The sequence below is a fragment of the Roseateles aquatilis genome, assembly GCF_002205645.1.
Lineage (GTDB): Bacteria > Pseudomonadota > Gammaproteobacteria > Burkholderiales > Burkholderiaceae_C > Roseateles > Roseateles aquatilis.
The window spans coordinates 41,674-65,847 of sequence record NZ_NIOF01000015.1 but is presented as its reverse complement, the minus strand read 5'-3'; the positions used below and the strand labels follow the sequence as shown (position 1 = coordinate 65,847).

The following is a 24,174-nucleotide window of genomic DNA, read 5'->3' as shown; positions in this document are numbered from 1 at the left end:
TTCTACCCGTCCTGCATCGCGCGTCAGCGCGCCTGGACCGCCCGCATGGTGCGCAGCGCCGAGGGCGACGGCGCGGCCGAGGGCGCAGTGATTGGTGCAGGCGGTAGCGCGTTCTGCCGGAAGCGCCACCGCCGGCAGGGACGCGAGGAGGGCATGGCGGCAGTCACCGTTGTCTTGCCGGTGATCGTCCTGGGCTCTTCACGCGCGAGCACCGCCTCCGGCAGTGGCTCGGGCCGCCGGCCGTGGTATCCCTGCGCGGCCTTGGCGATCGCGGACTGGCGGCGGCTGGCTGCCGGGATCGTTGCCCGGCAGTAGAGGTCGTATGCGCACAATGCGGCGAGATCCATGTCGTCGAACTGCGCCGACGGGGCGACGGCGAGGCAGGCCGCCATTACGGCCGCCTTGCCGTCGTCGGGCAGGGCGCCCGCCTTCGCGGTGTCGCGCAACTGGCTGGCCACGCTGATCAGCTCCTTGAGCAGGAGGCCGGGCGGCGCGCTCACGCCGATCTCCGTGTGCGGGATCTGTCGCACGAGATCGATGCGAGTCAGCAACTTCTCCAGACGCGCCGGCTCCAGGGTGTTGGCGACCAAGCCGACTGTCACCACCTCGGTCTGGTTGGAGGGCCGTGTGTGGTCCCAGGCGGCGGGCAGGTCGCGAAAGCCGTCGGTCGTCTCGATGACGAGGCCGATCACCGTCAAAGGGGCATTGCGCACGGGCAGCGTCTGTCGCGGCGGTGGTTGCACTCGCCGTTGGGCGTCCAGTCGCCGCCCAACGTCGGCGCCTTCGCTCCGGAACACCTCCAGCAACTCGCGGGCTTCTCCCGCCTTGTCGCGAGGCTTGTGCGAGCCGGGCGGTGCGGTGCAGGAAAGAAAGGGGATGCGGGAGAGCGAAATCCTGAAGGGCATGTCGAGATGCGGTTTCCGCGGGACCTCCCTGCGGTTCTGGGGCGGTCAGTGACCGTCCTTTCCGCCGGGTTTCAGGCCGGGTGCAGGTGAAATTTCCGGGTTCAAGCGCACTCGGCGTCGCGCGTCAACCCCACCCCCGCAACGTCGGGAGGCCGGGTTGACGCACCGCACAACGGACGGCAGACAATACGTGCTTTCGACTTCCCGCGGCCCCGCCGGGCCGCGCGCGCTTTTCGTGAGTTCACACAACGCGGCACGCTCGCCCGCCGCCCTGGCCGGCATGACCGTCGGCGCCCTGGGCGTCGTCTACGGTGACATCGGCACCAGCCCGCTTTATGCGCTGAAGGAAGTCTTCCATGGCGGCCACGTGCCGCTGAACCACGACAACATCCTCGGGGTGCTGTCGCTGCTGTTCTGGACGATGACGATCGTCGTCTCCCTGAAGTACGTGCTGCTGATCCTGCGCGCCGACAACAACGGCGAGGGCGGCCTGATCGCGATGCTGGCGCTGGCCACCACGGCCGTGCGCGAGAAACCGTCGCTGCGCCGCGGGCTGATGCTGGTGGGGCTGTTCGGCACCGCCATCTTCTTCGGGGATGCGGTCATCACGCCGGCCATGACGGTGCTGGGCGCGGTGGAGGGCATCGACGTCTACATGCCGCAGTACGACGACGCCATCGTGCCGGTCACGCTGCTGGTGCTGGCGGGGCTGTTCTCGGTGCAACGCTTCGGCACCAGCGGCGTGGGCAAGGCCTTCGGGCCGGTGATGCTGGTGTGGTTCTCGGCGCTGGCGGCGCTGGGCATTCCGCAGATCGTGCGCAACCCGCATGTGCTGCAGGCCATCAATCCGCTCTACGCGGTCGAGTTCTGCGTGCAGTACGGCTGGGTCGCCTTCGTCGCGCTGGGCGCGGTGGTGCTGGTGGTGACGGGCGGCGAGGCGCTGTACGCCGACCTGGGGCATTTCGGCAAGAAGCCGATCCGCATCGCCTGGTACGGCTTCGTGATGCCGGCGCTGACGCTCAACTACTTCGGCCAGGGCGCGCTGCTGCTGGACCGGCCGGAAGCGATCAAGAACCCGTTCTTCCTGATCGCGCCGTCCTGGGCGGAGATCCCGCTCTTCTGCCTGGCCACGCTGGCGGCGATCGTCGCGTCGCAGGCGCTGATCACGGCGGCGTTCTCGGTCACGAAACAGGCGGTGCAACTGGGCCTGCTGCCGCGCATGCGGATCGTGCACACGTCGGTGCGGGACATCGGGCAGATCTACGTGCCCTTCGTCAACTGGGGCCTGTTCGCCTTCGTCGTCATGGCGGTGGCGTTCTTCGGCTCGTCGAGCAAGCTGGCCGGCGCCTACGGCGTGGCGGTGACGATCGACATGACGATCACCACGGTGATGACCTTCTTCGTGATCCGCTTCGGCTGGCGTTATCCGCTGTGGCTGTGCATCGTGGCCACGGGCGTGTTCTTCGTCATCGACGCCACCTTCCTGGCGTCCAACCTGCTCAAGGTCGCGCACGGCGGCTGGTTCCCGCTGTTGATCGGCATCGGCATGTTCACGCTGATGCTGACCTGGAAGCAGGGCCGCCGGCTGCTGTCCAACAAGCTGCGCGAGGACGCGATCGACCTGAAGAGCTTCCTGGAGGCGGTCTTCATCAATCCGCCCACGCGCGTCACCGGCAGCGCGGTGTTCCTGTCCTCGGAGCAGGGCGTGACGCCCAACGCGCTGCTGCACAACCTCAAGCACAACAAGGTGCTGCACGAGCAAAACCTGTTCGTCAGCGTCAAGCATCACGAGGTGCCGTGGATCGGCTTCGACCGCCGCGTCGAGGTCGAGAGCCTGGACAACGACTGCTGGCAGGTGACGCTGCACTTCGGCTTCAAGAACGAGCCCGACGTGCCGGACGCGCTGAGGTTGCTCGAATCCCATGGCGTCCACCTGGACGAGATGGAGACCAGCTACTTCCTGTCGCGGGACATCGTGATCCCGACGATCGGCTCGGGCATGGCGCTGTGGCGGGAAAAGCTCTTCGCCAGCATGCACCGCAACGCGGCGGCGGCGGCGGACTTCCTGCATCTGCCGGCCAACCGGATCGTCGAGCTGGGATCGAAGGTCGAGATCTGACGGCCGTCCGCGGTCGTTATGCTCCTGCCCATGAAACGCTGGCTGCAAGACCTGTCCCTGTCCGCCGCGGTGGCGGGTTTCGTCGCGGTGCTGGTGGGCTTCACCAGCTCGGTGGCGATCGTGTTCCAGGCCGCGCAGGCGCTGGGCGCGACACCGGCGCAGACCAGCTCGTGGATCTGGGCGCTCGGTCTGGGCATGGGGTTGACCAGCCTGGGCCTGTCGCTGTGGACGCGCCAGCCTGTGCTGACCGCCTGGTCCACGCCCGGCGCGGCGCTGCTGGCCGGGGTCTCCGGCGTGACGATGTCGGAGGCGGTCGGCGCCTTCATCGTCTGCGGCGCGCTGATCCTGATCGCCGGCGCGACCCGCTGGTTCGAACGGATCATGGACCGCATCCCCATCGCGATCGCGTCGGCGCTGCTGGCCGGCGTGCTGGCGCGCTTCGGCCTGGACGCGGTGCTGGCGACCCGGTCCGCCCCGACGCTGGTCCTGACGATGGCGCTGACGTATGTCCTCGCGCGCCGCTTCTTGCCCCGCTACGCGACGCCGCTGGTGCTGCTGGCCGGCGTGGCGGTCGCCGCGACGCAGGGCCGGCTGCATCTGGAGGCCGTCGAGTGGGGCTGGGCGCAGCCGGTGTGGGTCACGCCGGGCTTCTCGGTGACGGCGCTGATCGGCGTGGCGCTGCCGCTGTTCCTGGTCACGATGGCCTCGCAGAACCTGCCCGGCGTCGCCGCGCAGCGCGCCTCGGGCTACCGGACGCCGGTGTCGGCGACCATCGCCACCACCGGCTTCGCGTCCATCGTCTTCGCGCCGTTCGGCGGTTATGCCTTCAACCTGGCGGCGATCACCGCGGCGATCTGCATGGGCCGCGAGGCGCATGAGGATCCGGCGCGGCGCTACACGGCGTCGGCGATGGCGGGGGTGTTCTACATCGTTGTCGGCCTGGCCGGCGGCGCGGTCGTCGGCCTGCTGACGGCCTTTCCGCGCGAGCTGGTGGCGGCGGTGGCCGGCCTGGCGCTGCTGGGCACGATCGCTGGCGGCCTGTCGGCGGCGCTGAAGGAAGAGAAGCACCGCGACGCGGCCATCTTGACCTTTCTCGTCACCCTGTCCGGGCTCTCGATGCTGGGCGTCGGCTCGGCGTTCTGGGGCGTGGTCGCCGGTGCGGTTTCTCTTTTGGTGCAACACTTCCGCGGTTCCGCGAGGTAGTCCCTCGTCGCCTGTCATCGCCGCTCGTCGTCCTGCCCGGGGTGCCTCCGGGGAGTCGGCGGGACGCCCCATTGAAAGCCCTTGTCCATGAAGCTCCTGTTCGTCGCCGATCCGCTGTCCGCGTTCAACACCTACAAGGATTCCACCTTCGCGATGATGCGCGAGGCCGCCCGGCGCGGCCACGAGCTCTGGGTCTGCGAGGCCGCCGACCTGATGTGGGTCAGCGGCGGCCGCGTCACCGCGCACGGCGCCCGGCGCCTGGCGCTGACCGCCGAGGCCGTCGCCAGCCAGGCCGGCACCCGGCTGGCCGTCTGGCACGAGATCGCCGAGACGCAAGACCTGGCCCTGGCGGACGTCGACGCGGTGCTGATGCGCAAGGACCCGCCGTTCGACTCCGAGTTCTTCTACGCCACCCATTTGCTGCAGCAGGCCGAGCGGGAAGGCGCGCGCGTCTTCAACAAGCCGGCGGCGCTGCGCGACCACCCCGAGAAGCTCGCGATCCTGGAGTTCCCGCAGTTCATCACCCCGACGCTGGTGACGCGTTCCGCGGCGGCGATCCGCGCCTTCCACGCGGAGCACAAGGACATCATCCTCAAGCCGCTGGATGGCATGGGCGGCATGGGCATCTTCCGCGTCAAGGCCGACGCGCTGAACCTGGGCAGCATCATCGAGACGCTGAACAAGAACGGCGCGGAGTCGGTGATGGTGCAGCGCTTCGTGCCGGAGATCGCGCAGGGCGACAAGCGCATCCTGCTGATCGGCGGCAAGCCGGTGCCGTTCTCGCTGGCGCGGATCCCGCAAGGCACCGAGGTGCGCGGCAACCTGGCGGCCGGCGGCAAGGGCGTGGCCCAGCCGCTGACCGACGCGGACCTGCGCATCGCCCAGGCGCTGGCGCCGGTGCTGGCCGCGCGCGGCCTGCTGCTGGTGGGGCTGGACGTGATCGGCGACAAGATGACCGAGATCAACGTCACCAGCCCGACCTGCTTCCAGGAGATCATGCAGCAGACCGGCTTCGACGTCGGCGCCGTGTTCATCGATGCGTTGGAGGCGGCGATGGCCGCTGCGCCGCGCTGACTCACGACGGCGTCGATCGCGGGGCGGGGTGCCCGGCGGTCGGCGCCTTTGCTTTTGCGGGCCCGATGTTTCGTGTGCTCGTTTTTCCCCTTTTCCCCCTTTTCCCCCTTTTCCCTGTCGTTCGAGGAGTTCCCCATGATCAAGACCCGTGCCGCCGTCGCCTGGAAGGCCGGTGCCCCGCTGACCATCGAAGACGTGACGCTGGACGGCCCGCGCGCGGGCGAGGTGCTGGTCGAGGTCAAGGCCACCGGCATCTGCCACACCGACTACTACACGCTGTCGGGCGCGGACCCGGAGGGCATCTTCCCGGCGATCCTCGGCCACGAGGGCGCGGGCGTGGTGCTGGAAGTGGGCGAGGGCGTGACCTGGCTGAAGCCGGGCGACCACGTGATCCCGCTGTACACGCCGGAATGCCGCCAGTGCAAGTTCTGCCTGTCGCGCAAGACCAACCTGTGCCAGGCCATCCGCTCGACGCAGGGCAAGGGCCTGATGCCGGACGGATCGGCACGTTTCTCGATCGACGGCAAGCCCATCTTCCATTACATGGGCACGTCGACCTTCGCCAACCACATCGTGGTGCCGGGCATCGCGCTGGCCAAGATCCGCGAGGACGCGCCCTTCGACAAGGTCTGCTACATCGGCTGCGGCGTCACCACGGGCGTGGGCGCGGTACTGTTCACGGCCAAGGTCGAGGCGGGCGCCAACGTGGTGGTCTTCGGCCTGGGCGGCATCGGCCTGAACGTGATCCAGGGCGCGAAGATGGTGGGCGCGGACAAGATCATCGGCGTCGACCTCAATCCGGGCCGCGAGGCGCTGGCGCGCCAGTTCGGCATGACGCACTTCGTCAACCCCAAGGACGTGCCCAACCTGGTGGACCACATCGTGCAGCTGACCGACGGCGGCGCGGACTACAGCTTCGAATGCATCGGCAACACCAAGGTGATGCGCGACGCGCTGGAGTGCACGCACAAGGGCTGGGGCCGGTCCATCATCATCGGCGTGGCGGAGGCGGGCGCGGAGATCTCGACGCGGCCGTTCCAGCTGGTGACGGGGCGCAAGTGGGAGGGCAGCGCCTTCGGCGGCGCGCGCGGCCGCACCGATGTGCCCAAGATCGTCGACTGGTACATGGACGGCAAGCTCAACATCGACGACCTGATCACGCACAAGCTCAAGCTGGAGCAGATCAACGAGGGCTTCGACCTCATGAAGCGGGGCGAGTCGATCCGCTCCGTCGTGGAGTTCTGATGGACGCGCGCCAGCAGCTCCAGGCCGCGGCCGCGCTGGGCACGGTGAACGGCGAGCACGGCAGCTTCGGCGGCCGGCAGCTGTTCCTGACGCGGGACTCGGCCGAGATCGGCCTGCCCATGCGCTTCGCGCTGTTCGTGCCGCCGCAGGGCGCCAAGGGCCTGCTGGTGTTCCTGGCCGGCCTGACCTGCACCGAGGAGACCTTCACCATGAAGGCCGGCGCCCAGCGCCACGCGGCGGAGCTGGGCCTGGCGCTGCTGATGCCCGACACCAGCCCGCGCGGCGAGGCCGTCTCCTCGCTGCCGGGCGCGACGGCGTCGTGGGATTTCGGCATCGGCGCCGGTTTCTACCTCGACGCCACGCAGGCGCCGTGGGCGACGCACTGGCGCATGGAGAGCTACCTGATGCGGGAACTGATCCCGCAGGTGCAAGCCGCGCTGGGCCTGGACGCGGCGAGGACGGGCATCACCGGGCACTCGATGGGCGGCCACGGCGCGTTGACGCTGGCCCTGCGCCATCCGGGCGCCTTCGCGTCGCTGTCGGCGATCGCGCCGATCTCGGCGCCCAGCCGCTGCCCCTGGGGCGAGAAGGCCCTCACCGGCTACCTCGGCGCCGACCGCGATGCCTGGCCGGCGCACGATGCGAGCGCGTTGATGCAGGCACAGGGCGCGGTGCCGTATCCGGCGGGCATCCTGGTGGACCAGGGCCTGGCGGACAAGTTCCTTGTCGAGCAACTGCACCCGGAAGCGCTGGAATCGGCCTGCGCGGCCGTCGGCCAGCCGCTGACGCTGCGCCGGCATGACGGGTATGACCACGGGTACTACTTCATCGCGACGGTGATCGGGGATCATTTGGCGCATCACGCGCGTCGCTTGATCGATTGAGCCGTCCATCTGCGGATTCGCCACTCGACGGCGCCGGGCTCCACGGAGGTCTTTCATGCGTATCGCCTTGCTCTCCGACATCCACGGCAACCTGCTCGCGCTGGAAGCCGTCGTGGCCGACATCGAGCGGCGAGGTGCCGACAGGATCGTCAATCTCGGGGACATCCTGTCCGGGCCGCTGCAACCGCTCGAGACGGCGCGATACCTGATGGCGCAGCCGTGGCCGACGATCGCCGGCAATCACGAACGGCAGTTGCTGGCCATCACCGACGAGAAGCCGGGCGGGGCGTCGGACCAGTACGCGCGCGCGCAGCTCGGCGCATCCGAGCTCGACTGGCTACGGACCTTGCCGAAGTCGCTCCAGTTGAGCGATGAGGTCTTCCTCTGCCATGGCACGCCGCGCAGCGACATCGAGTACTTCCTCGATACCCAGGACGGCGCGAGGCTGCGCACGGCTGCGTCGGACGAAGTGGCGGAGCGCCTCGGCGACGAACGATCGACCGTGGTCTGCTGCGGGCATACGCATGTGCCGCGGCTGCTGCGCAGCGCACGCGGCCAGTGGCTGGTGAATCCCGGCAGCGTCGGCCTGCAGGCGTGGGACGACGACCATCCCGTCTTCCACGTGGCGGAGACGGGGTCCCCGGACGCGCGCTACGCCATCATCGAGCAACGGCCGGAAGGGTGGTCTTGCGAGTTGATCAGCGTGCCGTACGACCATGAGGCGGCAGCCCGGCTGGCGAGCGCGCATGGGCGTGAGGACTGGGCGAGGTGGTTGAGGACGGGGTGGGCATGACCTGAGGGTGTTCGACCCTCGCGGCAACGCCAGAAACGCAAGGAGCCCTCAAGTAGCTCAAGACGTCTTGAACAGACAGCCTCGGCTCAGCGCGTAGCGCTTCAACTTCTTCGCCACCACCTTCTGCTGTTTCATGTCGTGTGCGGAGAAGTCCGCCAAGGCATGGGCCGGGTTGTCGGGTAGCTGCGGATCGTTCATCACCGGGTCCGCCATGCACGGGATCGCCTGTGCCGCGAACTCGGAAACGCTCAACCCGAAAACCGCAGCGGATCTCTTGCCGACGGTGGTATACAGCCGATGCGCCGCGGCGGCCGTCGTGAGCGAAGAACGGTCGACCGACATCATGTCGCAGTCAGCCTCCGAGGGCCGGAAACGATCGCTGCCGGGCTCGCCGGACTGAAGGGAGTCGGGGTGAATCTGGCGGAACAACACCTCGTCCCCGTTGTTCAATCGGACTGCCATTTCCCGCCACTTGCCTTGTCGAACGCCTCCAGAAACTCCGAGCCCAACTGCGTGAACTGCCGAGGCAGCAGCTCGCGGTCACCATCGACCTCGAAACCGAACAGTTCAATGCCGCCGTCCGGTCCGAACTCCACGGACAGGTCCCATCCGTTGACGATGAACTCGACCAGCAGACCGCCGATTCGGGTCGGGAAGAGTTTGTAGGCGGCCCTCAGACGAGGGCGGACTTTCAGCAAATGGCGCGTCGCGTCCAGTGCTTGTCGCGCGATCGAGGCACCGCCTTCGTCGTCCCAGTTCGGGGGCAACTGCTCGAGCTCACGAAGTCGCGAGTTCAGGCGGTTGAGGTCGGTGGCAATCGGGCGACGAGGGCTTCGAGTCATAGCCGGTGCTTGCAAGACGTAGGCCATTCACTGCTCCAGTCTCTTTGAGAATGAAGCCGCCATTCTTCTCACGGCGTCGCGCTGCGTCTTTCACTTGAATTGGCGCAAGTGGTGGCGAAACTCCCCGATCGCTGACAAGCAGCTACTGGAATGAGGAGCGCCGCCCGGCATCCTAAGTTGTCACGAGCTGCGGCACCTTCGTGATGCCGCAGGCGGCACGGGCCGGCTACGTCGTCGCCGCCGGCGTCTGCCGATGCCCCGCCGCCGCCTTGTAGCGCTTGACGAAGGCCTCTACCTCCGCCGGATCGATCACGTCCTCCAGCCGCTCGAAGCCGTCGGGCGCGCGGTCCTCGACCATGTCGAGGATGTAGTCGAGCCCTTCCTGCCGGTTGAGCTCCACGATGCGCGCGCACATCGGTCGGCGCTCGGCCTCGTAGTGGGCCAGCGCGGTCTCGACACGGTGTTCCTCGCGCAGCGCCTTGGCGATGGCGGTCGCGTCCAGGATGGCTTGCGTCGCGCCGTTGGAGCCGATCGGATACATCGGATGCGCGGCGTCGCCGAGCAGCGTGATGCGGCCGTGGCGCCAGCGCGGCAACGGGTCGCGGTCCACCATCGGCCATTCCAGCAATTGCGTCGCGCCCTGGATCACCGCCGGCACGTCCAGCCACGGGAAACGCCAGCCGCCGAAGGTCGGCAGCAGATCGTCGATCGAGCCGGGCTTGTTCCAGTCCTCGCGCCCCGGCGCGGTCAGGCCGCCGCCCAGGCCGTCTTCGCGCAAACGCCGGTCGCAGATCCAGTTGATCAGCTGCAGGCCGTCCGGACGCGGCGGCGCGATCGGGTAGACGACGAACTTCGCGCGCCGGTGGCCGGCCTGCACCATCGTGCGCCCGTCCAGGAAGGGCGGCGCGAGCGAGGTGCCGCGCCACATCATCATCCCGTTCCAGCGCGGCGGACCTTCGTCCGGATAGAACTGACGGCGGATCGCCGAGTGGATGCCGTCGGCGGCGATCAACACGCCCGCGCGGCGCTCCAGCGGTCGGCCCTGGGCATCGACCAATCGCGCGACGACCTGATCCCCGTCCAGCCGCGCGCCCGTGATGCGTTCCCCGGCGATCACGCGGTCCGCGCCGAGATGGGCGACGGCCTCGCGCCACAGCATCAGTTGCAGCTCGCCACGATGCACGCTGAACTGCGGGTGGCTGTAGCCGCCGGCCAGGCCGCGGATGTCCTCGTAGATCGTCTGCCCGTGGCGGCTGGCGAAGACCAGCGCCGAGGTCGGCACGGCCATCGCCTGCAGCGCGGGCAGCAGGCCCAGGTCGTCGAGCACCGCCACCGCGTGCGGCAGCAGGTTGATGCCCACGCCCAGCGGCTTGAGCTCGGCGGTCGCCTCGCAGATCGTCACGCGGTGTCCGTCGCGATGCAGCGCCAGCGCGGCGGCCAGGCCGCCGATGCCGCCGCCGGCGATCAGGATGTCCAGGGCCATGAGCGTCTCCAGCATCCCGCCGGGGGATGCGTCAGGGAAATCCGGTCCGTCGCCGGGGATGCCGATCTTGCACCCGCGGCGCTCGCGGCCGGCTCAGGGAAAGCGAGATAGTTGCGCTATGCAACATTACCTAAGCTCGATCCGATGAGCCGTGCCATCCGCCGTTCCACCGTTTCGAAGACCGTGCCGGAGCCGCCCGAGGCGCCGTTGCTCCCCGTCCCGGGCCTCGATTACGGCGTCCTGGACGAACTGCTGGGTTATGCGCTGCGACGCGCGCAGAACGCGCTGTACCTGGATTTCTATCGGGCCACCGCGGATCTGGACGTCAGCCCGCAGCGCTTCGCCGCGCTGGTGCTGGTGGGCCGCAACCCGGGCATGCGGCAAGGGTTGCTGGCGCAGGCGATGGGCCTGCATCGCAGCGGCGCGCTGAGATTGACGGACTGGCTGACCGACCGCGGATGGGCCGAACGCCGCGATGACGCCGAGGATGCGCGGCGCTGGGGGCTGCATCTCACGGCGACGGGGAAACGGAAGCTCGCGCTGCTGGAACGCCGCGTGCGCGATCACGACCAGGGATTGATGCGCGGCATGGGCGACCACGCCGCGCGGTTGAAGGCCGATCTGGAGCGGTTGGCGACGGTCGCGGCCGCCGCGGCCGCGGCGCTTGAAGAATCGAAGTAGACGGACGGCACGACAGCAAGGCGGCACCACGGCGCGGCGACGACGCGACCGCGTGGGGGTCCGAATCGACGACCCGACGAATCATCGACAGCGCCGGCACAGGCGCGCACAACCAGGAGACAGGCGATGAAGGACGACGATCACAGCGGGCGCCACGGCGCGGACCATCCGGGTCCCGGATTGACCCGGCGGCAGGCCGGCGCCTGGCTCGGCGCCGCGCTGGCGGGCGCGGCCGGCCCGCTGCGCGCGCAGGCGGCGGCGATGCCGCGCATCCTGGTGGGCTTTCCCGCCGGCGGATCGGTGGACGTCAGCGCGCGCCGCGTCGCCGAGGCCTGGCGGGGCCGGCTGGCGGAGACGGTGCTGGTGGAGCAGCGCGTGGGCGCCGGCGGCCGTCTCGCGATCGTGGCGCTCAAGGACGCGCCCGCCGACGGCGGCACGCTGTTGATGAGTCCGTCGTCGATGTTCACCATCTATCCGCATGTCTATCGCAAGCTCGCCTACAAGGCCGACAGCGACGCGATCCCCGTCTCGCCGATCGCCAACGCGACCTGCGGCTTCGGCGTCGGGCCGATGGTGCCGGCGACGGTGAAGACGCTGGGCGATTTCGTCGCCTGGGCCAAGGCGCATCCGGACCAGTCCGCCTATGCGACGCCGGCCGCCGGCGCGATGCCGCATTTCCTCGGCGACCAGTTCAAGCGCGCCGCCGGCATCACGCTGACGCACGTGCCCTACCGCGGCGCGGCGCCCGGCCTGCAGGACCTGATGGGCGGCCAGATCGCGTCGGGCTGCTTCATCCTCGGCGATTTCCTGCCGCATCTGGTGGGCGGCCGCGTGCGCATCCTCGGCGTCACCGATCACGAGCGCTCGCGCTTCGCGCCGGAGGTGCCGACCTTCGGCGAGCAAGGCTTCAAGGGCATCATCGGCGTCGAGAGTTACGGCCTGTTCCTGCCCCCGAAGACACCGGCCGCCGTCGTCGACAAGATGGCCGACCTGGTCCGCGTCGCGCTGCGCGAGAAGCAGGTCGTGGAGGGGCTGGCGAAGCTGGGCTTCGAGCCGCTGGCGATGGCCCCGGCGGACTACGCCCGGCGCCTGGCCGCCGAGCGGATCCAGTGGGGGCCGATCGTGCAGGCGTCAGGGTTCTCGTCGGACGATTGACGCTGGCGTGGCGACGCCGCGGGCGGTGGTCGGCGTGGCGACTCCCGCGTGCGCCCTGGGCGCCAGGCGTCGCCAGGCCAGCAGCGCCAGCGGCACCGCCAGCGCCGACAGCACCAGGCAGAGGCCGCCGGCGGCGCTCCATCCCCAGCGCTCGACGACCGCGCCCACCAGCGGCGGTCCGATCAATGCGCCGGAGGCACCGAACTGCGTCAGCCGGCCGCTGGCGAGCGCGAGCCGCTCCGGCGTGCCCGCCGCCAGCGGCAGCAGCGCGAAGACCAGGCAAGGGAAGACACCCGACGCGGCGTTGATCGCGACCGCCAGCGGCGCCTGCATCGTCGCGGCGCCGCCGTCGCGCATCACCGCCAGGAACAGCAGGCCGGACAGCAGCAGCGACAGCGTCATGCCCACCGCGATCGTCGGCGACAGCGCGCCGTGCCGTCGCAGCAGCCAGGCGCCGACCGCGCTGGCCGGCACGTTCGCCAGCGCCGCGATGGCCGTCCAGCTGCCGGCCGTCGCCAAGGGCATGCCGCCCTGCGTGAGCAGGCTCGGCAGCAGCGCGAGCAGCCCGACCTCGGCGATCGCGTAGGCGCCGAAGGCCGCGACCAACGCCCACAGCAGCAGTCCCGTCCGGCCGGGCGGACGTCCCTGGTCCACCGACGCGCTCCGCGTGTCCGAAGGCAGTCGGCGCAAGCCGATCCACAGCAGCACGCCGCCGACCACGCTCAGCGCTTGCGCCGGCCGCCAGCCGGCCAGGCCTGCCGCGTTGGCGTAGGCCCAGGCGCCGAGCGCCATGCCCACCGGCACGAAGGTGCTCCACAACGCCAGTGCCGCGGCCTGGCGGGGCCCCTCGGCGGCGCGGGCGATCAGCACCGGCGCCGCGACGACGATGGCGAGGTAGCCCAGGCTCTCCAGCAGTCGCGCGGCCGCCAGCGCCCTCACGTCCTGCGCGAAGGCCGCGGCGGCGGCGCCGGTCGCGAGCGCCAGCACCGCCAGCGACAGCGCCCGCCGCAGGCCCAGGCGCGGCAGCCAGCGGCCCGCCACGCCGCCCAGCAGCGCGCCGCAGACTTCCAGCAGCGAGATCAACGCGGCCATCGCCGCCAGCCCCAGGTGCAGCTCGCGCGACATCAACGGCGATAGCGCCGCCAGCTTGCCCAATTGGGCCGCGGCGAACACGCCGCAGAGGTAGTACAGGAGAATCCTCACTTCCGACCTCGCCCCGCAGCCGTGCCGTCATGAACGATTCGCCGCTCCTGTCCTGTGATGCCCGCCAGCTCGGCCGCAGCCTGCGGCTGTGGCGCACGCTGCGCCGCCTCAAGCAGGGCGCGGTCGCCGCGGAGCTGAAGGTCTCCCAGACGACGGTCTCGCGCTGGGAGTCCGGCAGCGCCGCGCCGTCGCTGGACGAGCAGCAGGCGCTGCGCCGCCTGATGGCCGCGCGGCTGGACAGCGCGGCGGACTTCGAGCTCGGCCGGCTCGTCGAGCGCACGCCGGCGCCCGTCCACCTGATCTGCGACCTGAGCCATCGGCTGCTGGCGATGTCCCGCGCGAGGGAAAGCCTTTGCCGGCTGCCGCGTGCCGCGCTGATGGGGCGCGCGTTGTGGCGCTACGCGACGCCGGAGATCGTGGCCCAGGAGGCGCGGCTGGACGACCTTGGCTGGTACGAGCCCGGTCCGGACGCGATCGAGTTCGACACCGGCGCCGCGGTCGAGCAGGACATGCCGATCTGGTCGAGCCGGATGCGGTGGGTTCGATTCCAGCTGTCCGACGGGAGTTTCGTGCGGCTGGCCGAGACCTTGGCCTGAAGCGGCGCCGTCGCCCCGGCCCGGGCCGACGCTCGGACGCCGGGTCCCCTGTCGGCCGTCGGGTCGGCCAAGGCGGTCAGGGCGGCCGGTGCGGCCGGTGCGGCCGGTGCGGTCGCGAGGGCATCCGCCGGATCGCGCGCGTTGAGGTGAAGATCGCATGCCCGCCACGCTACGGAGCGAGGCGGGCGGTGTCCACGAATAAAAGATTCAGCCGCGAGGCGAGAGCCTCAGCCTCAACGGCCGCCTCGGCCGCAGCGTGATCTGGAGCACCGGTTCCGGCGGCGGCGCCTCGGGCACCGGGGCGAGCCGGTGTCGCTGCAGCACCATCGCGGCGATCAAGGTGATCTCGGTCAGCGCGAAGTGGCTGCCCAGACAGACCCGGGGACCGACGCCGAACGGCATCCACGCGCCGCGCGGGATCTCGCGATGGCCGGCGCCGGGGTCGAAGCGCTCGGGGCGGAAGGCGTCGGGCTCGTCGAACCAGCGCGGATCGCGCTGGATCACGCCCGGCGTGAAGCGCAGCATCGCGCCGCGTGGCAGCTTCAGCCCGGCGATCTCCAGGTCCGCGGTCGTCTGCCGGCTGAACAGCGCCGGCGCGGGCGGGTACAGGCGCAGCACCTCCTTGATGCACAGGCTCAGCCAGGGCAGTCGTGTCAGGTCAGCCGCCGTCGGCGCACTTCCGCCGAGTACCGCATCGACCTCGTCGGCGGCGCGCCGCTGCGCCTCGGGGTGGGCGGCCATGCACCAGCCCCACCACGTGAGCGCCGCCGCGCTGGTCTCGTGGCCGGCCAGGAAAATGGTCATGCATTCATCACGCAGGGCGGTGTCGTCGAGCGGCCGACCGTCCTCGTCGCGCAGCGCCATCAGCATGGCGAGCAGGTCGTCCGGCGCGGTGGCGCCGCGGCGCAACTGGTCGCGGCGCAGGGAGAGATGGCCGCGGATCAGCGCGTCCAGGTGTCGCAGCGCGCGGCGCTTGCCCGACTTCCAGGGCGCCCACGACGGCGCGCTGACGGGCACGTACATCTCGCCCATCGCGACCCGGCCGAGCTCGTGCACCGCCCACGCCGCGGCGGACGAGGTGCCGCCGTCCGCGCCACCGGCGGAGAACAGCGTCTGCAGGATCACGTCCATGGTGAGCAAGGTCATCGCTTGCTCGAAGTCGACGACGGCGCCCGTGCCAGCGCCGGAATGGACACCGACATCGCCGTCGACGCCGGCGCCGGTCCCGGCATTCCGGCTCGCGCGCCGATCGAGCGCGCGGCGACCCGCGTCGACCATCAGCGGCACGAACCCCTGCACGCGATGCGGGGAGAACCCGGGCTGAAGCAGCTTGCGCTGGCGCTGCCAGGCCGGGCCTTCGGCCACGAGCACGCTCTGCCCGTGCGCGTCGGCGAAGACCTGCGTGGCGCGTTCCCAACGGATCATCCCGTCGTGACCGGCGATCAACAGCTCGCGGACATGGTCCGGGTGGAAGAAGTTGTAGTCGTTCAGCCCCAGCAGCCGCTGCAGCACGACGTCTCCGTGGGCGCGCTGCAGGGCGTGCATGTGGCCCAGATAGTCGCGGCGCATGGACAGCATTTCGGGCAGCCCGGCCCAGCGGGTTCGAGGGCCGGGGATCCGGAGGCCGGCGAGGTCGGGGGAGGATGCTCCCGTCGAAGTCGAAGTCGAAGTCGAAGCCGAAGCCGAAGCCGAAGCCGAGGACGAGGACGAGGACGAGGACGAGGACGAGGACGAGGACGAGGACGACGGCGACGGCGACGGCGACAGGGCCGGAGTCGACGGCACCGTCGCCGTGGAGGTCGACGTTTCGGTCGAGGTCGGAAGCGAGGATGCCGGCGGCGTGAGGGTGGAGGCTCGGGTCATGGGTCGAATGCTCCTCGGCGGAGTGTGCGCTGTCTTGAACCGAAGCGACATCGCGGGGGGATTGCGCCGTCGTCGCGTCGTGGCGCGACGCCGCCCTCTAGACTGCCGCCCCATGAACGCCCCGCTGCATCCCGATACCGTCGCCCGTCTGCGCGTGCCGTCGCTCGCGCTGGACGGTTGCGTCTATGCCTACCTGTGGCGCGATCTGACCGGCGCCGACGCGCTGACCGAGGCGCAGCGCAACAGCTGGTTCCCGGCGACGCCGTTGTGCGGCCTGAGCTGGATGCTTGCCGGCCGCGTGCGGGAGATCGCGCCGGACGGCACGGTCGGCGACTGGCTGCCGGCAAGCGTGGTCACCGGGCCCCGAGGTGGTCCCAAGCGCTTCGAATGCTCGCCCGATGCGCGTAGCTTCATGGTGGCGATGCGCCCCGAGGCGCTGCTGGCGCTGACCGGCGTCGACATCGGCGGGCTCAAGGACCGGTTGCTGTCGCAGACGGTCTTCGACGATCCGGACTGGCGCGCGCTGGACGCCGCCATGCTGGCCGCGCGCGACGAGCAGGCGGCGCAGCGCACCTTCGAGGACTTCCTGTTGCCGCGCTGGCGCGCGGTGCGGGGCCGCGTGGCGGCGGGAGGCGGCGGCCCGCCGCGCGGTTACGCCGGCTGGATGCAGCACCTGGCGCTGCGCGCCGTCGCCGCCGGCCATGGCCGCAGCGTCCGGCAGGCCGAGCGTCGCATCAAGCAATGGAGCGGCCAGAGCCTGCGCGCGCTGCGCCTGATCAGCCGCGCCGAGGCCGCCTTCCGGGCGGTGCGGCGCCTGGAGCAGGACGACGCCGCCGTGATCTGGAGCGCGCTCGCCCAGGACAACGGCTATGCCGACCAGGCGCACCTGTGCCGCGAGGTGCGCCGCATCAGCGGCTTCAGCCCCGAGGACCTGTGCCGCCGCATCGCCGCCGACGAGGCGTTCTGGGCCTACCGCGTCTGGGTCTGAGCGCGCCCGGGCGGTGGCGCCCCGCCGCGGCCCGCATCGCGCGACGCGCGGCGGTCCGGGGCGGAGGCCTCGGCCGAGGTCGATCCCGCGGGACGTCCCCCGTGATCGAGCGTCGGTCACGGGCCCGCCTCGCCCATCGGGGACAATCGCCGGATGGCAGTCCTATCCCTTTCCAACGCCCATCTCGCCTTCGGCCACGTGCCACTGCTGGACAGCGCGAATTTTTCCCTCGAGACCGGCGACCGCGTCGGGCTGATCGGCCGCAACGGCACCGGCAAGTCGTCGATGCTCAAGATCCTGGCCGGCATCGAGAAACTCGACGACGGGCTGTTGCAGCTCGAGAAGGGCCTGACCACCGTCTATGTCCCTCAGGAGCCCGAGCTGCGGCCCGAGGCGACGATCTTCGAGGTGGTCAGCGAGGGCGTCGCCGAGGCCAAGAGCCTGCGCGAGCGCTACGAGGCGCACGACGAGAACGACGACCTGGGCTGGGTGCAGGAGCGCATCGAGCAGATCGGCGCCTGGAACTGGGAGCAGCGCGTCGACGAGACCCTGCACCGCCTGGGCCTGGACGGCGGCCGCCTGGTGGGCGAGCTCTCCGGCGGCCTGAAGAAGCGCGTGGCGCTGGCGCGCGCGCTGGTCGCGCAGCCCGACGTGCTGCTGCTGGACGAGCCGACCAACCACCTGGACCTGGACGCGATCCGCTGGCTGGAGGAACTGCTCAACGGCTTCAAGGGCTCGCTGCTGCTGATCACCCACGATCGCGCGTTCCTGGACAACGTCGCCAACCGCATCGTCGAGCTGGACCGCGGCCAACTGCGCGGTTATCCCGGCAACTTCGCCGCGTTCCAGGCCGCCAAGGCCTATGAGCTGGAAAACGAGGCGCTGGCCAACGCCCGCTTCGACAAGGTGCTGGCACAGGAGGAAATCTGGATCCGCAAGGGTGTCGAGGCGCGCCGGACGCGCTCCGTCGCCCGCGTGCAGCGGCTGCACGAGATGCGCGCCGACCGCCAGTCGCGTCGCGACGTGCAGGGCAAGGTGCGGTTGGACGTGGCCACCGGCGACGCCAGCGGCAAGATCGTGGCGGAGCTGGAGAACGTCTCCAAGCGCTTCGGCGACCGCGTCATCGTCAACGACTTCACCGGCACCATCCTGCGCGGCGACAAGGTCGGCCTGATCGGCCCCAACGGCGCCGGCAAGACGACGCTGCTGAAGATGATCCTGGGCGAGCTGCCGCCGGACAGCGGCGCGGTGCGCCTGGGCACGAAGATGTCGGTGGCCTACTTCGACCAGATGCGCGACGCCCTCGACCTGAGCGCCACGCTGGCCGACACCATCAGCCCCGGCAGCGAATGGATCGAGATCGGCAACCAGCGCAAGCACGTCAAGAGCTACCTGAGCGATTTCCTGTTCTCGCCAGCGCGCGCGGAATCCCCGGTGTCCAGCCTGTCGGGCGGCGAGCGCAACCGGCTGCTGCTGGCGCGCCTGTTCGCGCGTCCGGCCAACGTGCTGGTGCTGGACGAACCGACCAACGACCTGGACATCGAGACGCTGGAGCTGCTGGAGGAACTGCTGGCCGATTACGACGGCACCGTGTTCCTGGTCAGCCATGACCGACGCTTCCTGGACAACGTCGTCACCTCGACCATCGTCAGCGAGGGCGACGGCAAGTGGCGCGAGTACGAAGGCGACATCGAGGACTGGCTGATCCAGTCACAGCGCGCGGCCGAGCTGCGCGCCCGCCAGGCGCCCGCGCCCGCCGCCGCGCCGGCTCCGGCGCCCGCCCCCGAGGCGGCGCCTGTCGTGGCCGCCCGCCGCAAGCTCAGCTACAAGGAGCAGCGCGAGCTGGAGGAGATCCCCGCGAAGATCGGCGCGCTCGAAACCGAGCAGAAGCACCTGCAGGCGCTGCTCAACAGCACCGAGCTGTACCAGCAGGGCGCCGGCCGCATCACCGAGGTGACCAACCGGTCCGCCGAGATCGACGACGAACTGCTGGCGCTGATGACGCGCTGGGAAACGCTCGAGGCGAAATAAGCGCGGCGGGCTCAGGCCCGCACGGTCAGCTCGCCGATGCCGTCGTAGCGGGCGACGACGGTCGCGCCCGGCGCGAGCTTCGTCGCGACGCGCCACGAGCCGGTCGTCACGACGCTGCCCGCGGCCACGGTCGCGCCGTCGCGCGTCGCGTACTTCAGCCAGCCCGCGACGACCCAGGCCGGGTCGTTCAGGCCGTGCCCGCCGAGACCCGCCATCGGCGCGGCGTCGCCGACGATCAATTCGCAGGGTTGATTCGCCCAGTCATGGCCGGGCTTCCATGCCTGCCACGGGCCCAGCGCCAGCGCGCCGTGGGTCTGCGCGTCGGCCAGGCGCAGCAGCGTGTCGGCCTGCAGGCCGCGCCGCCAGCGCGAGCCCAACCACTCGATGGCCACGCACATCGCGTCGATCAGGTGCTCGGCCTGGCCGGGCACCAGCGCGGCGGCGATCTCCGGCGTGACGTCCTGGCCGAGTCGCAGCGCGATTTCGGCCTCGGCGCCGATCAGCGGCAGGTCGCCGAAATCGCCGCCGTTGCGCAGGCCGCGCACTTCGCGCGCGAATTGCGGCGGCAGCGGGGACTGGCCCAGCGCGCCGTCGCGCGACGAGCCGCCGCATTTCCAGACCTGCGGCCGACCCGGCGTCAGCCAGTCCAGTCGGCGCGCCAGGTCAGTCTGCACGGCGTAGGCGGCGGCCTCGTCGGGGAGCGACCAGGCGGTGTCGTCGAGGAGCTCGCCCGAGGTCCAGGCCTGGGCGAGGGCGGCGCCGAGCTCGGCGGGGGAGGAGGAGCTGGGGATCGTCATGAGCGCGGATCTTAGGCGGGGTCGCCGGCATGCGGCTTGCAGCAGCGCCACCCGATCGTCGGCCCTGTTGCCCCATCGGGGCGGAGGGGGTTCGGACCGCGCGCGTGGGCGTTCAGCGCTTGAGCGTTTCGCGTGCCCGCTCCAGCATCTGCCAGAACTTCGCGTCCTGCGAGGTCGCGAAGTTGATCCGCATCAGCGTGCCCGGCTGTCGCGTCGGGCTGAACAGGATGCCGGGCGCGATCAACCAGCCCTGATCCATCATCACGGGCGCCAGCCGCTCGGTGTCGACGCCGACGTCGACCCAGCCGAAGAGCCCCGCCGGCGTCGCGACGAAGCGGCAGCCGGCCGCCTCGGCCAGCCGCACGCAGCGTTGCCGCGCCGCCTCCAGCCGCGCGGCGATGCGCTCGGCATGCTTGCGCAGCAGGCCCTGCTCCAGGCACAGCGCGACCGCGCGGTCCATCAGCGGGCTGGTCGTCAGCGAGGCCAGCAGCTTGAGCTCCGTCAGCCGCGCCATGCGGTCCGGACTGGCCGCGACGAAACCCACGCGCCACGCGGGCGACAGCATCTTCGAGAAACCCGAGACGTAGATCGTGCGCCGCAATTGATCCAGCGCCGCCAGCCGCGGCGCGTGATTGGGCGCGAAGAGGGCGTAGGTGTCGTCCTCGACGATCAGCAGATCGTGCTCGTGCGCCAGCTGCAGCACCTGGTGCGCATGCGCCAGGCCCAGCGTCGCGCCGGTCGGGTTGTGCAGCACCGAGACGGTCACGTACATGCGCGGCCGGTGTTCCTCGATCAGCCGCCGCATGACGGGCAGGTCCGGCCCTTGCGCGCCGCGCGGCACCGGCAGCAGGCGCATGCCGGCCTGCGACAGGCGGGCGTACTCGATCGCCCAGCCGGGGTCGTCCACCAGCACCGCGTCACCGGGCTCCAGGAACGCGCGCGTGATCAGGTCCAGCCCGTGCGTGGCGCCGACGGTGCTCATGATCTGGTCGGGCCCGGCCTGAATCGCAATGTCCAGCAGCCGGCGGGAGAGGGCGCGGCGCAGGCGCTCGTCGCCCAGCGGCTCGCCGTAGCCGGACAGCAGCGCGTCGTCGGCCTGGGCGGCCAGCCGGCGCAGCGTCGACTGCAGCAGGCCCAGGTCCAGCCACTCGGCCGGCAGCGTGCCCAGGCCCGGCGAGCGCCGCGCGTCGGCCTGGAACATGCCGCGGATCAGCGCGCTGGCGTCGACCGGCGGCGGCAGCGGCGCCGGAGCGGACTCGACCAGCGCGGGCGCGCGCGACGGCAGCGGCCTGGTTTCGCGAACGAAAAACCCTCGCTTCTTGCGGGCTTCGAGCAGCCCCTGCGCCAGCAACTGGTCGTAGGCCGCGACGACGGTGTACGGGCTGACCCCGTGGTGCCGCGCGCAGTCCCGCACCGACGGCAGACGCGCCCCCGGCAGCAGCAGCCGCTGCTGGATGCGGGCCGCGAAGCGCTGCGCCAATTGCTGCGCCAGCGGCTGGCTGGCGTTGCGGGACAGGGCGCCGGGCGCGGCCGCGGGGGCGCCGGCAGAAGCTGTGCTGGTGTCCATGCCGATACAGATGATGCGCTGGTATGGCTCAGTGTATTGGTTCTGTGTTGGTCGGCGCCACTAGACTGGTCCGCACCGAACCCGCCGGCCGGTGTTACAACCGGAGCGGCCAAGAACCCCCGCAGTCGGAGACATCCATGAATCGCAGTCCCTGGACGCAAGCCCGTCGTGCCGCGCGCATGAACCCGTCCATCATCCGAGAGATCCTGAAGGTCACCGAGAAGCCGGGCATCCTGTCCATGGCCGGCGGCCTGCCCAGCGCCGACACCTTCCCGGTCGACGCCATCAAGACCGCCTGCGACCGCGTGCTGACGCACAACGCCAAGGAAGCGCTGCAATACGCGTCCAGCGAGGGCTTCGCGCCGCTGCGCGAGTGGGTCGCCGCCAAGGTCGCGACGCTGGGCATCCAGGCCTCGCCGGACCAGGTGCTGATCACCAGCGGCTCGCAGCAGGGCCTGGACCTGGTCGGCAAGCTGCTTTGCGACGACGGCGCGCCGGTGGCCGTCGAGACGCCGACCTACCTCGGCGCGCTGCAGGCCTTCACGCCCTACGAGCCGATCTTCGCCAGCCTCGCCAGCGACGACGAAGGCCCGCTGCCGCAGGCCATCGAGGCGCTGCCGCACGACGCGCCGGGCACCCGCTTCGCCTACCTGCTGCCCAACTACCAGAACCCCACCGGCCGCGTGATGAGCCAGCAGCGCCGCGAGGCGGTCGTCGCCGCCGCGCGCAAGGCCGGCGTGCCCATCGTCGAGGACAACCCCTACGGCGACCTGTGGTTCGACCAGGCGCCGCCGCCGTCGCTGAGCTCGCTGTGGCCCGAGGGCAGCCTGTACCTGGGCTCGTTCTCCAAGGTGCTGACGCCGGGCTTCCGCCTGGGTTACATCGTCGCGCCGACGGAGCTCTACCCCAAGCTGCTGCAGGCCAAGCAGGCCGCCGACCTGCACACCCCGGGCTTCAACCAGCGCGTGGTGCACGAGGTCATCAAGGGCGGGTTCCTCGACCAGCACGTGCCCAAGATCCGCGCGCGCTACAAGGCCAACCGCGACGCGATGGCCGCGGCGCTGCGCGACTACCTGCCGCCGGGCTGCGAGTGGCAGACCCCCGAGGGCGGCATGTTCTTCTGGATCCGCCTGCCCGAAGGCCTGGACGCGATGGCGCTGCTGCCGCGCGCTGTCGACGCCGGCATCGCCTACGTGCCGGGCGCCGCGTTCTACGCGCACCAGCCGGACGTGCGCACGCTGCGCCTGTCCTTCGTCACGCTGACGCCGGACCTGATCGTCGAGGGCGTCGAGAAGCTGGGCCGCGTGCTGCACGAGGCGCTGGCGCTGACGACCGCTGAAACGACGCCATGAGCGTCGCCCGGGCGCCGTTGCCCTTCGATCCGGTGCTCGACGAGCGCTGGACCGAGGCCGACCTGGACGTGGTCCACGGCTTCATCGGCCGGACCTATTGGGCCGAGGGCATCCCGCGCGAGACGATGCGCCGCGCGATGCAGGGGTCGCTGAACCTGCTGATGCGGGATCCGTCCGGCACCCTGATCGGCTACGCCCGGGTGATCAGCGATCGCGCCACCTTCGCCTACCTGTGCGACGTCTTCGTCATCGAGGACTGGCAGGGGCGGGGCCTGGGCGACTGGCTGATCACGCGCGTCGTGGCGCATCCGGCGCTGCAAGGGCTGCGACGGTTCTCGCTGGTCACGCGGGACGCGCACGCGCTTTATGCCCGCCACGGCTTCCAGCCGCTGGCCGCGCCCGAGCGCGGCATGGAAGTGGTCCGCCCCGGCCTCTACCGCCAGGCGACCTGATCCCGTCCGCGGGGCCTGTCCCCTGTTTCTGGCGCCCGTCACCCGCCCGTCAGGCGGAGCGGGTCGACTTCATCGTTGTTGCCCGAGGGCCCTCATGTCCGAACTCCGCCGCTTTGTTCAAGTCGATGTCTTCACCGCCGAGGCGCTGAAGGGCAATCCGCTGGCCGTCGTCATCGACGGCGCCGGGCTGGACGAGGCCACGATGGCCGACTTCGCCCGCTGGACCAATCTGTCCGAGACCACCTTCCTGCTGCCGCCGACGGACGCTGGCGCCGACTACCGCGTCCGCATCTTCACGCCGGGCGGCGAGTTGCCGTTCGCCGGGCACCCGACGCTGGGATCGGCGCATGCGTGGCTGGCCAGCGGCGGCGATCCGAGGAAGCCGGGCGAGGTGGTGCAGCAATGCGCGATCGGCCTGGTGCGGATCCGCCGCGACGGCGGCCGGCTGGCCTTCGCCGCGCCGCCGCTGAAGCGGGAAGGACCGGTCGAGCCGGCCCTGCGCGCGCAGGCGCTGAAGGCGCTGCGCATCGACGAGTCGGAGCTCCTCGATCTGGTCTGGGTCGACAACGGCCCGCAGTGGATGGCCGCGCGCCTGAAGTCGGCCGAGGCGGTGCTGAAGCTGCAGCCGGACTTCGCGGCCATGGCCGGACTCAAGCTGGGCGTCGTCGGTGCCTATCCGGAGGGCGCGCCCCGGCAGTTCGAGGTCAGGGCCTTCGTGCCTGGGCTGGGCGTGCCGGAAGACCCGGTCACGGGCAGCCTCAATGCGGGTCTGGCACTATGGCTGCAGGGCGCCGGTCTGGCGCCCGACCGCTACGTCGCCGCCCAGGGCGCCGCCCTCGGGCGCGCCGGTCGGGTGCACGTGGCGCGCGAGGGCGGGCATTGCTGGATTGGCGGCGATGTCACGCCGTTGATCCACGGTCAGGTGAGGTTGTGAAGCCATG

The 24,174-nt window shown here is 70.8% G+C and carries 22 protein-coding genes; 14 read left to right on the top strand and 8 right to left on the bottom strand.

The genetic code is table 11. The features are described from left to right. Nucleotides 1–23: 23 nt before the first annotated feature. Entirely contained in the window at nucleotides 24–905 is an 882-nt protein-coding gene (locus tag CDN99_RS23745) for a hypothetical protein (protein ID WP_141100945.1), read from the bottom strand. A gap of 280 nt (nucleotides 906–1,185) precedes the next feature. Between CDN99_RS23745 and CDN99_RS23740 the strand changes: the two genes are divergently transcribed. The 6 genes from CDN99_RS23740 (at nucleotide 1,186) to CDN99_RS23715 (ending at nucleotide 8,223) form a co-directional block, all read left to right on the top strand. Continuing rightward, a complete protein-coding gene (locus tag CDN99_RS23740) occupies nucleotides 1,186–3,024 on the top strand; it encodes a potassium transporter Kup (RefSeq protein ID WP_088387445.1) in 1,839 nt (612 codons plus the stop codon). A gap of 30 nt (nucleotides 3,025–3,054) precedes the next feature. Next, nucleotides 3,055–4,227: a benzoate/H(+) symporter BenE family transporter gene (locus CDN99_RS23735; protein ID WP_088387560.1), complete on the top strand. Its 1,173-nt coding sequence runs from the start codon at nucleotides 3,055–3,057 to the stop codon at nucleotides 4,225–4,227. An 87-nt stretch (nucleotides 4,228–4,314) separates the two neighbouring features. Further along, nucleotides 4,315–5,301 (top strand): glutathione synthase, encoded by a 987-nt coding sequence (gene gshB, locus CDN99_RS23730; RefSeq protein WP_088387443.1) that lies wholly within the window; start codon nucleotides 4,315–4,317, stop codon nucleotides 5,299–5,301. Nucleotides 5,302–5,439: 138 nt separating this feature from the next. Then, on the top strand, nucleotides 5,440–6,546 hold the full coding sequence (locus CDN99_RS23725; RefSeq protein WP_088387558.1) for an S-(hydroxymethyl)glutathione dehydrogenase/class III alcohol dehydrogenase: 1,107 nt from the start codon (nucleotides 5,440–5,442) through the stop codon (nucleotides 6,544–6,546). Continuing rightward, on the top strand, nucleotides 6,546–7,430 hold the full coding sequence (fghA, locus tag CDN99_RS23720) for an S-formylglutathione hydrolase (RefSeq protein ID WP_088387441.1): 885 nt from the start codon (nucleotides 6,546–6,548) through the stop codon (nucleotides 7,428–7,430). The genes CDN99_RS23725 and fghA overlap by 1 nt, the downstream gene beginning before the upstream one ends. Nucleotides 7,431–7,485: 55 nt before the next feature. Further along, nucleotides 7,486–8,223 carry a metallophosphoesterase family protein gene (locus CDN99_RS23715; RefSeq protein WP_088387439.1) on the top strand — a complete coding sequence of 246 codons (738 nt, stop codon included), beginning with the start codon at nucleotides 7,486–7,488 and terminating at the stop codon, nucleotides 8,221–8,223. A 57-nt stretch (nucleotides 8,224–8,280) separates the two neighbouring features. On the opposite strand, the gene CDN99_RS23710 is transcribed toward CDN99_RS23715, so the two are convergent. The 3 genes from CDN99_RS23710 to CDN99_RS23700 all read right to left on the bottom strand — a co-directional run bounded on the left by CDN99_RS23710 (nucleotide 8,281) and on the right by CDN99_RS23700 (nucleotide 10,548). Then, the gene (locus CDN99_RS23710) at nucleotides 8,281–8,673 is read right to left on the bottom strand and encodes a hypothetical protein (RefSeq protein WP_141100944.1); all 393 of its coding nucleotides are present in this window, start codon (nucleotides 8,671–8,673) and stop codon (nucleotides 8,281–8,283) included. Then, on the bottom strand, nucleotides 8,670–9,092 hold the full coding sequence (locus CDN99_RS23705) for a hypothetical protein (RefSeq protein WP_141100943.1): 423 nt from the start codon (nucleotides 9,090–9,092) through the stop codon (nucleotides 8,670–8,672). Before CDN99_RS23705 ends, CDN99_RS23710 begins: the two co-directional genes overlap by 4 nt. 199 nt (nucleotides 9,093–9,291) lie before the next feature. Continuing rightward, nucleotides 9,292–10,548: a flavin-dependent oxidoreductase gene (locus CDN99_RS23700; protein ID WP_238139682.1), complete on the bottom strand. Its 1,257-nt coding sequence runs from the start codon at nucleotides 10,546–10,548 to the stop codon at nucleotides 9,292–9,294. 144 nt (nucleotides 10,549–10,692) lie between these two features. Between CDN99_RS23700 and CDN99_RS23695 the strand changes: the two genes are divergently transcribed. Both CDN99_RS23695 and CDN99_RS23690 read left to right on the top strand, forming a co-directional pair. Continuing rightward, a complete protein-coding gene (locus CDN99_RS23695; RefSeq protein ID WP_088387431.1) occupies nucleotides 10,693–11,229 on the top strand; it encodes a MarR family winged helix-turn-helix transcriptional regulator in 537 nt (178 codons plus the stop codon). A 126-nt stretch (nucleotides 11,230–11,355) separates the two neighbouring features. Then, nucleotides 11,356–12,384, top strand: coding sequence for a Bug family tripartite tricarboxylate transporter substrate binding protein (locus CDN99_RS23690; protein ID WP_088387429.1), 1,029 nt, complete (start codon nucleotides 11,356–11,358; stop codon nucleotides 12,382–12,384). Here the strand turns inward: CDN99_RS23690 and CDN99_RS23685 are convergent. Then, nucleotides 12,361–13,587 carry an MFS transporter gene (locus tag CDN99_RS23685; protein WP_088387427.1) on the bottom strand — a complete coding sequence of 409 codons (1,227 nt, stop codon included), beginning with the start codon at nucleotides 13,585–13,587 and terminating at the stop codon, nucleotides 12,361–12,363. The two genes, CDN99_RS23690 and CDN99_RS23685, sit on opposite strands and share 24 nt — an antisense overlap. Nucleotides 13,588–13,616: 29 nt before the next feature. On the opposite strand from CDN99_RS23685, the gene CDN99_RS23680 reads away from it, so the two are divergent. Beyond that, the gene (locus CDN99_RS23680) at nucleotides 13,617–14,183 is read left to right on the top strand and encodes a helix-turn-helix domain-containing protein (RefSeq protein WP_088387425.1); all 567 of its coding nucleotides are present in this window, start codon (nucleotides 13,617–13,619) and stop codon (nucleotides 14,181–14,183) included. A 207-nt stretch (nucleotides 14,184–14,390) separates the two neighbouring features. On the opposite strand, the gene CDN99_RS23675 is transcribed toward CDN99_RS23680, so the two are convergent. Next, nucleotides 14,391–15,752, bottom strand: a complete 1,362-nt coding sequence (locus CDN99_RS23675; protein WP_088387556.1) for a cytochrome P450 — start codon at nucleotides 15,750–15,752, stop codon at nucleotides 14,391–14,393. Nucleotides 15,753–16,158: 406 nt separating this feature from the next. Between CDN99_RS23675 and CDN99_RS28770 the strand changes: the two genes are divergently transcribed. Then, entirely contained in the window at nucleotides 16,159–17,034 is an 876-nt protein-coding gene (locus tag CDN99_RS28770) for a helix-turn-helix domain-containing protein (protein ID WP_158218941.1), read from the top strand. A gap of 153 nt (nucleotides 17,035–17,187) precedes the next feature. Continuing rightward, nucleotides 17,188–19,065, top strand: coding sequence for an ATP-binding cassette domain-containing protein (locus tag CDN99_RS23665; RefSeq protein ID WP_088387423.1), 1,878 nt, complete (start codon nucleotides 17,188–17,190; stop codon nucleotides 19,063–19,065). Nucleotides 19,066–19,076: 11 nt separating this feature from the next. Here CDN99_RS23665 and CDN99_RS23660 read toward each other — a convergent pair whose 3' ends face one another. Next, nucleotides 19,077–19,862 (bottom strand): fumarylacetoacetate hydrolase family protein, encoded by a 786-nt coding sequence (locus tag CDN99_RS23660; RefSeq protein WP_088387421.1) that lies wholly within the window; start codon nucleotides 19,860–19,862, stop codon nucleotides 19,077–19,079. Between the two features lie 112 nt (nucleotides 19,863–19,974). Then, a complete protein-coding gene (locus CDN99_RS23655) occupies nucleotides 19,975–21,429 on the bottom strand; it encodes an aminotransferase-like domain-containing protein (protein ID WP_088387419.1) in 1,455 nt (484 codons plus the stop codon). A 137-nt stretch (nucleotides 21,430–21,566) separates the two neighbouring features. Here CDN99_RS23655 and CDN99_RS23650 point away from each other — a divergent pair, with 137 nt between their 5' ends. The 3 genes from CDN99_RS23650 to CDN99_RS23640 all read left to right on the top strand — a co-directional run bounded on the left by CDN99_RS23650 (nucleotide 21,567) and on the right by CDN99_RS23640 (nucleotide 24,167). Then, nucleotides 21,567–22,781 (top strand): aminotransferase-like domain-containing protein, encoded by a 1,215-nt coding sequence (locus CDN99_RS23650; protein ID WP_088387417.1) that lies wholly within the window; start codon nucleotides 21,567–21,569, stop codon nucleotides 22,779–22,781. Further along, nucleotides 22,778–23,233 (top strand): GNAT family N-acetyltransferase, encoded by a 456-nt coding sequence (locus tag CDN99_RS23645; RefSeq protein ID WP_088387415.1) that lies wholly within the window; start codon nucleotides 22,778–22,780, stop codon nucleotides 23,231–23,233. Before CDN99_RS23650 ends, CDN99_RS23645 begins: the two co-directional genes overlap by 4 nt. Before the next feature lie 94 nt (nucleotides 23,234–23,327). After that, a complete protein-coding gene (locus tag CDN99_RS23640; RefSeq protein WP_088387413.1) occupies nucleotides 23,328–24,167 on the top strand; it encodes a PhzF family protein in 840 nt (279 codons plus the stop codon). Nucleotides 24,168–24,174 lie beyond the last annotated feature (7 nt).

Coding starts and splice junctions, on each gene's coding strand:
- CDN99_RS23745 (WP_141100945.1), bottom strand. CDS start 905: ATGCCCTTCAGGATTTCGCTCTCCCGCATCCCCTTTCTTTCCTGCACC.
- CDN99_RS23740 (WP_088387445.1), top strand. CDS start 1,186: ATGACCGTCGGCGCCCTGGGCGTCGTCTACGGTGACATCGGCACCAGC.
- CDN99_RS23735 (WP_088387560.1), top strand. CDS start 3,055: ATGAAACGCTGGCTGCAAGACCTGTCCCTGTCCGCCGCGGTGGCGGGT.
- gshB (WP_088387443.1), top strand. CDS start 4,315: ATGAAGCTCCTGTTCGTCGCCGATCCGCTGTCCGCGTTCAACACCTAC.
- fghA (WP_088387441.1), top strand. CDS start 6,546: ATGGACGCGCGCCAGCAGCTCCAGGCCGCGGCCGCGCTGGGCACGGTG.
- CDN99_RS23715 (WP_088387439.1), top strand. CDS start 7,486: ATGCGTATCGCCTTGCTCTCCGACATCCACGGCAACCTGCTCGCGCTG.
- CDN99_RS23705 (WP_141100943.1), bottom strand. CDS start 9,092: ATGGCCTACGTCTTGCAAGCACCGGCTATGACTCGAAGCCCTCGTCGC.
- CDN99_RS23700 (WP_238139682.1), bottom strand. CDS start 10,548: ATGGCCCTGGACATCCTGATCGCCGGCGGCGGCATCGGCGGCCTGGCC.
- CDN99_RS23695 (WP_088387431.1), top strand. CDS start 10,693: ATGAGCCGTGCCATCCGCCGTTCCACCGTTTCGAAGACCGTGCCGGAG.
- CDN99_RS23690 (WP_088387429.1), top strand. CDS start 11,356: ATGAAGGACGACGATCACAGCGGGCGCCACGGCGCGGACCATCCGGGT.
- CDN99_RS23680 (WP_088387425.1), top strand. CDS start 13,617: ATGAACGATTCGCCGCTCCTGTCCTGTGATGCCCGCCAGCTCGGCCGC.
- CDN99_RS23675 (WP_088387556.1), bottom strand. CDS start 15,752: ATGCGCCGCGACTATCTGGGCCACATGCACGCCCTGCAGCGCGCCCAC.
- CDN99_RS28770 (WP_158218941.1), top strand. CDS start 16,159: ATGAACGCCCCGCTGCATCCCGATACCGTCGCCCGTCTGCGCGTGCCG.
- CDN99_RS23665 (WP_088387423.1), top strand. CDS start 17,188: ATGGCAGTCCTATCCCTTTCCAACGCCCATCTCGCCTTCGGCCACGTG.
- CDN99_RS23660 (WP_088387421.1), bottom strand. CDS start 19,862: ATGACGATCCCCAGCTCCTCCTCCCCCGCCGAGCTCGGCGCCGCCCTC.
- CDN99_RS23655 (WP_088387419.1), bottom strand. CDS start 21,429: ATGGACACCAGCACAGCTTCTGCCGGCGCCCCCGCGGCCGCGCCCGGC.
- CDN99_RS23650 (WP_088387417.1), top strand. CDS start 21,567: ATGAATCGCAGTCCCTGGACGCAAGCCCGTCGTGCCGCGCGCATGAAC.
- CDN99_RS23645 (WP_088387415.1), top strand. CDS start 22,778: ATGAGCGTCGCCCGGGCGCCGTTGCCCTTCGATCCGGTGCTCGACGAG.
- CDN99_RS23640 (WP_088387413.1), top strand. CDS start 23,328: ATGTCCGAACTCCGCCGCTTTGTTCAAGTCGATGTCTTCACCGCCGAG.